The following is an 11276-nucleotide window of genomic DNA, read 5'->3' on the forward strand; positions in this document are numbered from 1 at the left end:
ATTCAATCCACCTCGGAATCCACAATCTCTACAACCCGTCCAACCAATTTATCCACCGTCATGATCTTGATCCCATGCGGATGGGAAGGAGCGCTTGTAAGCAATGATTTCACAATTCCTTCTGTCAATTCGCCGGAAGCCTGGTGCTTCTTTTGAATGAACATCACAAGCATTCCCGGTTTGATATCTTTTCGTTCTGGTTTCATGTTTCAAAATTACGCAGAATCAGGTCAATCCTGATTACTATTTCCTATTTTTGAATTGGACAAGCTGCAAAATCTTGTAATATTCATGAAAAAGTTGATTTACTCCATCCTGTTCTTCCTTCCATCTTGCGTGGACCATTCCGAACCAAAGGTTTTCGAGCTAGAATATCCCGAAAAACAAGAGAAAGAGCCGATAAAGACCGTGTCCATTTCACCGGAAGATACCTTGAACTACGATTGCACGCGATCCATTCCAAGTCCGGTACTCGACAGCACAGCATTTCGGGATTGGAACTTCAAATTGGAAAAAATTCAAGAAGGAAATGTCCTACAGGGAATCGAATATGCCCTTCTGAAAAGCGGAAATTACCTGACGATCATCAATTCCGGTTGCGAATACTATTCACTCACCTTTGAATTCACCACCAGAAATTATTCCGGGAAAACAGATGACCTGGCTTACTGGGCAAAAACAACCGTTTCACTTTTAAATGAAATCAAGGATCATTGCCATGCACCGGTAGATTGGGAAACCCTCGAAAAAGAGCTATTGAAAGCCTATCAGACGAATTCCAAAAACGCATTGAAAAAAGAACTGATTATCAATGATTCGGAAATCGGAACGATCGCAAGCCTGGAGAAGGTCGAGCAATTGGACAAACAAATGGTTAAGATCTCCTTGCAGTACTCGGTCGGTCCATTATAAAAAGGTGTTAATTCCATGAAAAAGTCAACCAAAAAGCTCCTGTATCAAACTGTTTCACACAGAAAATGGCCTCTTCCGGTTAAACGCTGGAGTTACTATCAAGAATGGAATAAGGCTTTATTTCTGCATTGGAAAGTCCCCGCAGATACCCTGCAACAACTTTTACCAAGCGGTTTAACATTGGATACCTTTGAGAATGAAGCATGGATCTCCATTGTCGCATTCACGATGGAAAAAATAAGACCGAAAAATTTACCTTCCTTTTCTCCTGTCTCCCATTTTCATGAGATCAATATTCGAACTTACGTAATCCACAACGGCAAACCGGGAGTTTACTTTCTCAATATTGAAGCAGAAAAACAACTATCCGCAGTGATCTCCAAAATGCTTTCAGGATTACCGTATGAGAAAGCAAAAATGAAGCGAAACCATCAAAACGAAATTCAAACTTACAGTTCCAATCAAAAGAAAAAAGGATTTGAATTTGCAGCAAACTATCAAGTTTCCAATAACACCATTTCAAAATCTGAACTGGACTTGTGGCTCACAGAGCGCTATTGTCTGTATTTAGACAAAGGTGAAAAAAACTACTTGTATGAAATACATCACTTACCTTGGGAACTTCAGGAAGTTCGTATTTCAGACATCCACACGAATTATCAGATCGGTTCAATTGATCTGAATCGCAAACCGGACCTGATTCATTATTCAAAAGGAATAGATGTTATTGCCTGGAAAAAAGAACTCTTAAAATCCAAATAGTAAGCTGATATTCCGCAGAATAGTATATTTGATGCAAACTGATTGCTCAGATACGAAACCAGGTAAAATGCCCTATCCAACCGATTTGAGAATTGGAAAGGAAATCTGGAACAAGTGGATGATGTATGTGTGCTTGGTATTCGATTGTAAGTTAACTTTGGTCCAAATCCATAACAATGAAAATTGCCTTTTTCAACCAACAAAAACAGTTCAGGAAATATCTGGAGGAACTCAAACAAGTTCCAATAATGAACTATGAAAAAAGTCAATTACGAGAAAAGGTCAGTTCAATTGAAATTCACAACTGTTCCGATCTCAAAGAACTCCATCTTCAATCGTTTTTCGATTATCACATTTTCCCCCTAACTATTCTTTCTGCTTATACCCAATGGGAAGATGAACAAAGAACCATGCAGGCAGGTGATACCATTTTACAACAAGTTTACCTTCCTCCTTTCCCGAAATTCTCTCAAAAGGTACTCTTCGGAGTTCGAATAAAAGAGGTCATCCATGAGGAAAAGAGATGTGGATTCAGTTACGAAACATTGAAAGGACATGTTGAATGTGGGATTTCTTATTTCCTATTGGAAGAAACGAATGGGAAAATCAGTTTCAAAATTCAAACCTTTTCCAAACCGGGAAATCTTCTGACCCGTTTACTTGGTCCCGTTTTCTCACTTCCTTATCAAACATATTGCACCCAAAAGGGGTTGAAAAACGTCCGTAAAATCATAGAATCCAATCTTTCCAACCAATGAAAAAAATTCTCTTCCTCTGCATGGCTATCCTCGGAACCGGTACTTTGGTGTTTTTCCTTTATAAGAAGGAGGAAGGACCGAACCGGGTGTATGCAATCGGTGATCCGCTTGACAGTCTGAATCAGGTGGTAGTTTATTACAATGGCGGAATGGGAAATGTAAGCGAACGGAACACTTCACCGGATGGATACAATATCGGATTGAAATACCAATGCGTGGAATTTGTGAAACGGTATTATTATCAGCATTACAAGCACAAGATGCCCAATGCTTATGGAAATGCCATCGATTTCTTCAACAAGGATCTAAAAGACGGTGAATTGAATGCAGACCGTGATCTGATCCAATATACCAACCCAAGCAAGAGCAAACCACAGGTCGGTGATCTGATCATTATGGATGCAACCTGGTCGAATGAATACGGACATGTAGTCATTGTTTCAAAAGTAACGGAAGACGAGGTGGAAATCATTCAGCAGAATGCCGGGAACCCCGATCATCCGAGAGATGTGTTCGATTTGGAATCGGATGATGGATTGTGGGAAATCGATCACTCCCGAATCCTGGGTTGGTTGCGAATGAAATAGATTTGATATTCAACTGATAATCTTTTATATTCCAGAAATCTTTATCCATCATGAGACTATTGATCACGCTTCTATTTATTCCTTTGCTTTCCATTGGACAGCAAAAACCAGTTGAAACAACTCTTAGAAACGGATCAATTGCACTTGGTTCCTGGTCGGTCATCAATATGGCAAGTGCAGCATCTCTGGTCAAAAATGCGGATGGTGAAGCACTCCATTTTCATCAAATGAATGGGTATTGGAATGTCGTGAACGGATCACTTGCAGCTTACAGTTTAATCTCCCCATACATAGTACGCAAAAAAAGTCTCTCCGAATTTGAAATGGCAAAACAGTATAAAAAGATCTTTTTAATCAATGCCGGATTAGACTTTGTTTACATCACATCCGGTGGTTTGCTCAACTACTACAGCGGCACCAAAAATCCGGACAGAAATCAGGGTTTTGGTTCCAGTTTCATGCTGCAAGGAGGCTTCTTACTGGCTTACGATCTTTGGATGGCAAATCGAATGAATCGGTGGATTAACAATAAGGCTCAAAGCCAGTTTAATATCAGACCGACACCTTATGGCTTTAGTCTGAGTTATCAATTCGATTGATTACCCGGAATCGGGTTATTTATAAAGTGTGTCCTGAAAATAGATCGTGTTGTTCTTTATTACAAAACGTAGATCGTAGTTTCTTGAACCAACATCTTGTTCTGCCTCCCAGTCATAGAATACTTCATGGATGCGGACCAGTAAATCAGGTTTATCCAATTCAAATTTGAAATCGCGTTTGAAACAGATCTCTTCTCCATCCTGACAGCTCCAGGTTATGATTTGAAAACGATTGTCTCCATTCTCAACTTGTTGCTTTCCATTTTTATGAAAGACGATCGGGTTGTCATCACAAAATCCGCTTCCACTCGATTTTTGCGAAATAATGACATAATCTCCTTTTAAAACCAGCAATTTATCCAGATCGTAAGAACACTCTCCGTAAAGTACAGGAACAGTTCCATGTTTCAGAAGCTTAAATCCCTTTTCGGGTGTTTCCTTTAGACAGAAAAACGGATAGTGGCTCTCTTGTTCATTTTCCAAATAACAGCTTGCAATCCATACATGCAATCCGGAACGTACGAAATAGGCCAAAGTATCTTCTTCATCAAATCCGGACAGATCATATTTATCCAACAGTTTCAATGAGAAATCCTGCTCCAGTCTTTTCAGCTCCAATGCGTTCAAATAGCCTTTTTTCTCCTTGAGTTTCTCAAAAAGCTTTCCGTCGTTTATCTTTTTCTGTCGCTTGGGGCTGTTACAGGAAAAAAGAAATGAGCCAACTATTAGAAAAAACAGGAAAGTCCAAACTTTTGAATTTTTCATTTTGCATTTTGAATTACTCTTTCTTCCCGCTCGCCAATTTGAAACTGATCCGGTAATAGAAGATCGGAAGGAAACCCAATTGTGTTTTCTCCGCAAGCGGTTCCTTACTTGGGTTTGCCAAATCAGGAGCATAAGCCAATCCTAAGATATTTCGTGTGTTCAGAATGTTCACCAAATCCAAACCGATCTCGTGAGTCGCTTTCTTCGCATTCATTTTCCAACTGATTTTTAAATCCGCACGGAAGTAATCCTTGAACTGACGCGTATTAAATGCTGAATCACTAAAGATGAGTTCTTTCTGAGCACTGGTAGCAGCCAAATTGATGTAACCATAACGTTTACCGCCGGCAACAGTCACTTTTCCTCCAAAACCAATGGTATGTTTCTTCCCGACATGAAATTCTTTCCCGAATAGGATATTGGCAGTGTACAATCCGTTGTAGCTTGTATTCCGCGTTATTCCGTCACTTCCTTTATACTTGCTGTCGTAAATGGAAACAGTTGTCAGGATGTAAAAGCTCTTATCGAAAAACTTCTGCAGGGTCAATTCCAAACCGTAGTTCACTCCTGTTCCGGTATTCTTCAAAGTATCCGGGAAGAATCGTGCAAATCCGCTTCCCTGGTTGATCATCGAGAACGAAGATGGCTGAACAGTTACAGGAACTTCATACAAATACTGGTAATAGATTTCCGTTTTGAACTGGAATCCCTTTTTGAAGTTCTTTTCGTAACCCAATGCAGAATGCACCGATTTCGTGAAACCCATCTTTCGGTTGTGATACACCTTATCTCCTGAAGCATCTTCCAAATGATAGGTGTAAGTATAATACGGTTGTGTCTGACTATGTAGTCCTGCTCCTGCAAATAGTTTCTGATTTCCTTTCATGGCCCATTTCCATCCCAAGCGGGGTTCCACCGGACTCAATGAATTGCTGAAAGAATAATATTGCGCATGCAATCCGGCAGTGAAATCCATTGTTTCGGTGATCCGGTATTTCCACTGGAAAAAAGGCTGAATCAAAACCCCTCCCATTCCTTTATAGTCCCAACGATTGAGGAATTGAGTTCCCGCTGCATTCAATACACTGTCTGTCATATTGAATGTCAGGACATCCGCATTCAAACCTGTCTTGATCACATGTTGTTTCCCGATCTTATGGTTGATGGTGAACATCCCGGAATACTTGGCGATCTTGAAATCATAGCCCATGATCCGGTAAATACTGTCCACGCGAATGTTTACTTTAGGTTCTCCATCAGTATAGGTCGTATCCAATGAACGGTTCAACAAATCGTGATGCGAATGCTGGTCTTCGATACTTCCGGAAAAGGTCGTAGTTAAAAAGGTCCGTTCGGAAAGCGACTTTTTATAGGTCAATCCGGCAACTGCCATTCCTGTTCCGAAGTATTGGTCGCGGTCACCTTCCCCGTATAAATCGGTCGTGTATTCTGTTTGTTCGGAAATCAGGATCTTGATGTCACTCTTACCTCCCATTCCCCAAAGGGAAAGTTGACCTCCTTTTTTAAGAGGAAAGTTGAATTTGAAAGCACCGTCTCCATAAACAGGAACAGCATCCGTTCCAATGCGGATTCCCATGAACTGGAATAAGCTCAAGGTGGAATAACGTCCCATGATCAGATAACTCGCATTGCTTTTCTTGCTCAAAGGTCCTTCTGCCAGGACTTCCGTTCCCAGGAATCCAAACTGACCTGTGAACTCATGTTGTTTGGAATTTCCGTTGCGCAATTTCAAATCGAAAATACCGGAAACGGAATTCCCATACTCTGCCGGGAATGCAGACATGAAGAAATCCGAATTCGCTAAACTCTTGTTATTGATAATGGAAACCGGTCCACCGGAACTTCCGGAAATGGAGAAATGCGAGGGATTGGGGATATCTATTCCTTCTACTTTGTAAACGATTCCAAGCGGAGAATTTCCACGGACTACAATGTCATTACGTGAGTCATCTGCTCCCTGGACACCTGCAAAATTACTTGCCATCCGGGCAGGATCTCCCCGCGAACCCGCATAGCGTTCCGTCTCCTCCACAGAAAATTGCTGTGCAGAAACAGTTGCCATCTCATTCTTGACCTCTCCTGGCTTTTGGGCAGTAACGACCACTTCTTCCACTTCACTGATGCGTTCCTTCACCTTGATTTCCAGTACAGTCTGTTTTCCTGAATTGACCTCTACGGAAGCTGCATAGTTTTCATAAACCGTTGATTTAATCGATATGGGATGTTTCCCTACCGGTACATTTAAAAACTCAAAAACACCTGCTTCGCTGGTGAATGCTTTCAGTTTCGTACTATCGGAAAGTGTAATGACAACTTGAGCTCCGAAAACCGGAAAATCCGATTCAGAATCCAGAACAGTGCCACGAACGGTTTGGGTGGGCTGCGCGATCAATAGTGATACCATCGCGCAAAACAATACGGTAAGGATAGTTTTCATTCTTTGAGTATATCAAGCGGTAAATATACACTTATTGAATAGACTTCAAATATTCCTCTTTAGTCCATTCCTTGATATATACCCTGCGCAAATCCAAAAATTCCATCGGATTATTTTTCAGGTTTCTTACACGGGAATAGCTCAATGTAAAATCGTTTGCATACCAAAGCGGGATAATCGGTGGATCTTTCATCAACTCAATTTCTGCTTTTGAAAACAGCTCCAACCTTTTCTTCTGGCTTGCCGAACGACCCTGCTCAAAATACTTGTCGAATAATGGATTCACATAACGCGACTGATTTCCACTCGATGGCATATCTTTTTCCTTCGGAACCAATTTCCCATAGAAGTTCCCCAGGAATGTCTCAGGACTCGAATAGTCCGCAATCCAAGCTGTGCGGAACATATCCCCTCTCCCCATGTTTCCGTCTTCGTTCCTTTGCTCAAAGTTCGATCCGTCAATGTTCACATTGATTCCAAGAGTCTGGTAAATCTGGTCAGCCAATTCTTCTGCCACAGCCGTATTCAAATCACTGATATCCAATCGCAAGTCGACACTTCCAAAACCTTTACCCGCAGGATAACCGGCTTCTGCCAACAATTGCTTCGCCAATTCAGGATTGAAATCATATCCGTATTTTTTTATTTCGGAGAAATCGTATCCTTTAAAGACCGAACTGATCGGAGGAGTGATTCCATAAATCCCGTATTCGTAATATTGATTCCGAAGTACATTATCCGCCAGGCGTTTCCGGTCTATTGCATAATTGAATGCTTTTCTCACACGGACATCCTGAAAACGGGGGTCATTCATGTTGAAGAAATAGTACTGAGTTGTTAGCAAGGGATTATTGTACAATTCCTTCAATGGAGGTTGCTCATTAAAATCGGAAATTCGTCCGTCCAGCATCTCAGTGATTCGCGAAGTTGGTAATCCTGAAATCAATAAGGTCTTCCCTTGTTCAAACATTTCAAGCTGTTCCAATTTTCTGGTCTGAACATAGAAAACCACCGAATCCAGATAAGGCAATGCATTCCCTTTATTATCAGTCATGTAGTAATCTTGATTCTTCAATAAGATATAGGTCTCCTCCTCTTTGGGTTTTGTAAAGCAAAACGGTCCTGTTCCAACCACGTCTGTTTCCATTTTCGCTTCAACGATTTTTCTGGAAACGATACTTGCACTTAAATTAGCAAGCTTGTTAATGTATGTCTGATCCGGATTAATCAAAGTGATCTCAATCTGGTTCTTCTTGATTTTCATACCACTAATCGATTTGGTCTTTCCTTCGTAATACTCTTTGGCACCTTTCACCTGGTTTGCAAGCAGGAATAGATACGCAGCCGTAGGATTTCCCTCCTCATTCGGTTTACACGCCTTTTCAAATGTGAATAACACATCATCCACAGTCAGTTTCCGATCATCTAAAGATTTAAAGACGGGATTATCGTGAAAGAATACATCATCACGGATTGTAAAAGTGAATACCGTACCGTCACTACTGATACTCCACTTTTCAGCAATCTGAGGTTGAAGGGAAAGATCATCCGCATTAAAGCTTACCAGCCCTTCCATCACTTGAGAAAGTAATTCAAAAGAGTACACGTCATTTACTTCCCTTGCAATAAAGGTTGACGGAGTATTATCCAAAGCCATTTTAAAACTTCCTCCGGCGTATTCAAACTGTTTTTTATCTGAACCGCAAGATGTAAGGATAACAATTAGGAGAACTATAGGAACTAATTTCATAGTAGCGAAAGAGTTTGTCAATACAAGAATAGAAAAAATCTTTTACTAAAATAACTTAAAAAATCAAAATTTACATATCTAAAATATTAAGTTTATCACTAGTTTAATCGACGAACGTGCAATATTTCATGACAAATAAACTCTTAAGGTGGTTGAATTGAAAAAAAAATTGTAATTTCGTTGCGTAAAATGTTGGTAATGTAAAAAATAGCTATTATACTTGCCACAGTTTTTAGTGTAGCTACTAAGTAGAAAATGAAACATACAAACTTATTCTTACTTTGCTCTTTCGCGTTACTGCTAAGCTTTTCAAGCTCAGCGGTTCTTTCTATTGAAGGAAGTTATCAGGGTAAAAATTTATACGTCCAAAATCCGGAAGACGGAGACGGGTTTGGCTTTTGCGCGACAAAAGTAACTGTCAACGGTGATATCTTGCCAGGAGGAACAGCCATATCGGCTTTTGAAATTGACTTTTCACTTTTCAACATAGAAATTGGTGAACCGGTATTCATTGTTATCGAACACAATGACGGTTGTAAACCGAAAATTTTAAATCCGGAAGTTTTACTTCCACGAAGTACTTTCAATACGGTTGACATCCAAATTCAAAATAGTGGAATGTTAACCTGGAAGACTACAAACGAACAAGGAAAACTTCCATTTATCATCGAACAATATCGCTGGAACAAATGGGTGAAGATTGGTGAAGTTCAAGGAAAAGGTACTCCTGGTACTAACGCTTATGAATTCCTGGTTGCTCCTCACTCCGGTGAAAACACAGTTCGTGTGGTGCAAATTGACCATTCAGGTGCTAAAAGAAATTCGAAAGATGTAAAATTCACGTCTTCCGTTCCGATAGTCGTCAAGAACCCTGTTAAGGTCAAGGATGAAATAAATTTCACAGCATCAGGGAAGCCAATTGAAACGAAGTACGAAATCTATGACGCATATGGAAACATCGTCAAGAAAGGTATCGGTTCGTCAGTTCCATGTTCAAACTTATTGAAAGGAGCTTACTATATCAACTTCGATAACAAAACTGAAAAATTCTTTAAAGGTTAAGACCTTAAAAAATAATTGAAAACCGGCACTTTCCCGAAACTTCGGGACTCAGTGACCGGTTTTTTTTATTTTATAAAATTCAGTGGGGACGCGATGCATCGCGTCCCCACTGATTCATCCTTTTTTTATTATATTCATCCTATGAATAAAATCGAGCACATTGGAATTGCAGTCAGAAACCTGGAGGAGGCAATTCTTACCTATACGGAACTTCTTGGAACCGAATGCTATAAAACAGAAGCGGTAGAAAGTGAAGGAGTAAAAACTGCTTTTTTTCAAGTAGGCGACTCAAAGATCGAGCTATTGGAGGCAAGTAATGAAGCAAGTCCGATCGCCAAATTCATTGAAAAGAAAGGCGAAGGAATTCACCACATCGCATTTGATGTTACCGATATCAAACAATCCATGGACGACCTTGCTTCCAAAGGATTTCAATTATTGAATGAGCAACCCAAAAACGGGGCTGATAACAAACTGGTCGCATTTATCCATCCGAAATCTTCGAATGGAGTGCTGGTGGAATTATGCCAGGAAAAAGGGTAATTCGAAAACATCCTGATCTTTTGCTAACAGAAGAGCGTCCAGACCAGCATTCTTCGCTCCTTCCACATGCTGAGGGCTGTCATCAATAAAAAGTGTTTTTGCCGGGTCCAGATTGTTTTCAGCACAAACAAATTCAAATATATTTGAATCCGGCTTGCGCATTCCGATTGCAGACGAGAAATAGGTTTTCTCAAAATATTGCTCCAGGTTCCGATGTCCAACGGTTTTTTCCAAAGATCTTCGAACAGCATCAATATGGAGATCATTGGTATTGCTTAACAGAAAAAGACGGTGTTTCTTAGAAAGCTCTTCCAAAAACTGCAATCGTTCTACCGGAAAATCCAAAATCATAGCGTCCCAGGCATGAACTACCTGATTCGCTGTAGTGCCAAATGGCAAACGATCCAAAAGCTGATTAACGAAGTGAAAAGAAGAAACCTCTCCCCTTTCAAAGCGGTCAAATAGCTGTGTTTGCTGCAATTGAGAATACGATTCTCCAAAATTGGTCATACCAAGGGAAATAAAAGCTTTTTCTGTTAAATCATAATCCAAATTCAACAAAACGCCTCCCAAATCAAAAATGATTGCTTCTTTTGAGTGTTCAAACATGACACAAAAGTAGTAAGTTCACTTTGAATGACTGAATTATGGATGAAAAAGATTTAAATGCACTCGTTCAGAAATTGCAATTGCGATTGAGTCAACGCAAGCTGCTTGAAAAATTGCAAGCACAAATTCACAAGGACTTTCAGCGTTCGGGAATAGGCGAGTTCGAACTGACAAGCACAGATCCGGAGGAATGGAACGAAGAAATCCGGGGTATTCTTCAAAAACTAAGTGAAAGCGAACTCCAGCACCTGCTTTACCTCATCGATATTCCGGAGCTCATTCTTAAGGAGACAATCAACCATGAAAACCGCTTGTTTTATCTTTCCAACGCCATTCTGCATCGTGAACTGATGAAAGTATTCTATCAGATTCAGTACAAGTGAAAAGAAATTATGAATGACAAAATCATCAATTCTCAAGGTCTAAGAGAAGCTAGTCTTGATAATTAATCCATTCTCCCGATAGCCATCG

13 protein-coding genes are annotated in these 11276 nt (G+C 40.3%); 8 read left to right on the forward strand and 5 right to left on the reverse strand.

All coding sequences use genetic code 11. The annotated features are described in order from the left end of the window. Nucleotides 1–2 precede the first annotated feature (2 nt). Nucleotides 3–206, reverse strand: coding sequence for a YwbE family protein (locus AAG807_RS00935; RefSeq protein WP_341899951.1), 204 nt, complete (start codon nt 204–206; stop codon nt 3–5). Between the two features lie 85 nt (nt 207–291). Between AAG807_RS00935 and AAG807_RS00940 the strand changes: the two genes are divergently transcribed. From AAG807_RS00940 to AAG807_RS00960, 5 genes are all read left to right on the forward strand, one after another. Continuing rightward, nucleotides 292–912, forward strand: a complete 621-nt coding sequence (locus tag AAG807_RS00940) for a hypothetical protein (protein ID WP_341899953.1) — start codon at nt 292–294, stop codon at nt 910–912. 15 nt (nt 913–927) lie between these two features. Further along, nucleotides 928–1674, forward strand: a complete 747-nt coding sequence (locus AAG807_RS00945; RefSeq protein ID WP_341899955.1) for a DUF2071 domain-containing protein — start codon at nt 928–930, stop codon at nt 1672–1674. Nucleotides 1675–1850: 176 nt separating this feature from the next. After that, complete coding sequence (locus AAG807_RS00950; RefSeq protein ID WP_341899957.1) at nt 1851–2432, forward strand: DUF1990 family protein; 582 nt, start codon at nt 1851–1853, stop codon at nt 2430–2432. Further along, on the forward strand, nt 2429–3019 hold the full coding sequence (locus AAG807_RS00955) for a CHAP domain-containing protein (protein WP_341899960.1): 591 nt from the start codon (nt 2429–2431) through the stop codon (nt 3017–3019). Before AAG807_RS00950 ends, AAG807_RS00955 begins: the two co-directional genes overlap by 4 nt. 50 nt (nt 3020–3069) lie before the next feature. Continuing rightward, on the forward strand, nt 3070–3618 hold the full coding sequence (locus tag AAG807_RS00960) for a hypothetical protein (protein WP_341899962.1): 549 nt from the start codon (nt 3070–3072) through the stop codon (nt 3616–3618). 15 nt (nt 3619–3633) lie between these two features. Here AAG807_RS00960 and AAG807_RS00965 read toward each other — a convergent pair whose 3' ends face one another. The 3 genes from AAG807_RS00965 to AAG807_RS00975 are packed head-to-tail and all read right to left on the reverse strand — an operon-like array spanning nt 3634 to nt 8591. Then, nucleotides 3634–4383: a hypothetical protein gene (locus AAG807_RS00965; protein WP_341899964.1), complete on the reverse strand. Its 750-nt coding sequence runs from the start codon at nt 4381–4383 to the stop codon at nt 3634–3636. A gap of 13 nt (nt 4384–4396) precedes the next feature. Then, nucleotides 4397–6841, reverse strand: coding sequence for a carboxypeptidase-like regulatory domain-containing protein (locus tag AAG807_RS00970; RefSeq protein ID WP_341899966.1), 2445 nt, complete (start codon nt 6839–6841; stop codon nt 4397–4399). A 31-nt stretch (nt 6842–6872) separates the two neighbouring features. Continuing rightward, nucleotides 6873–8591 (reverse strand): peptide ABC transporter substrate-binding protein, encoded by a 1719-nt coding sequence (locus AAG807_RS00975; RefSeq protein ID WP_341899968.1) that lies wholly within the window; start codon nt 8589–8591, stop codon nt 6873–6875. A 255-nt stretch (nt 8592–8846) separates the two neighbouring features. Here AAG807_RS00975 and AAG807_RS00980 point away from each other — a divergent pair, with 255 nt between their 5' ends. Next, nucleotides 8847–9653 (forward strand): hypothetical protein, encoded by an 807-nt coding sequence (locus AAG807_RS00980; RefSeq protein ID WP_341899970.1) that lies wholly within the window; start codon nt 8847–8849, stop codon nt 9651–9653. 141 nt (nt 9654–9794) lie between these two features. Next, on the forward strand, nt 9795–10196 hold the full coding sequence (gene mce / locus AAG807_RS00985) for a methylmalonyl-CoA epimerase (RefSeq protein WP_341899972.1): 402 nt from the start codon (nt 9795–9797) through the stop codon (nt 10194–10196). On the opposite strand, the gene AAG807_RS00990 is transcribed toward mce, so the two are convergent. Continuing rightward, nucleotides 10176–10805: an HAD family phosphatase gene (locus AAG807_RS00990; protein ID WP_341899974.1), complete on the reverse strand. Its 630-nt coding sequence runs from the start codon at nt 10803–10805 to the stop codon at nt 10176–10178. The two genes, mce and AAG807_RS00990, sit on opposite strands and share 21 nt — an antisense overlap. 38 nt (nt 10806–10843) lie before the next feature. Between AAG807_RS00990 and AAG807_RS00995 the strand changes: the two genes are divergently transcribed. Continuing rightward, nucleotides 10844–11188, forward strand: coding sequence for a hypothetical protein (locus tag AAG807_RS00995; protein WP_341899975.1), 345 nt, complete (start codon nt 10844–10846; stop codon nt 11186–11188). Nucleotides 11189–11276: the final 88 nt, after the last annotated feature.

The organism is Fluviicola taffensis DSM 16823, from assembly GCF_943372375.1.
GTDB classification, from domain to species: domain Bacteria; phylum Bacteroidota; class Bacteroidia; order Flavobacteriales_D; family Crocinitomicaceae; genus Fluviicola; species Fluviicola taffensis_A.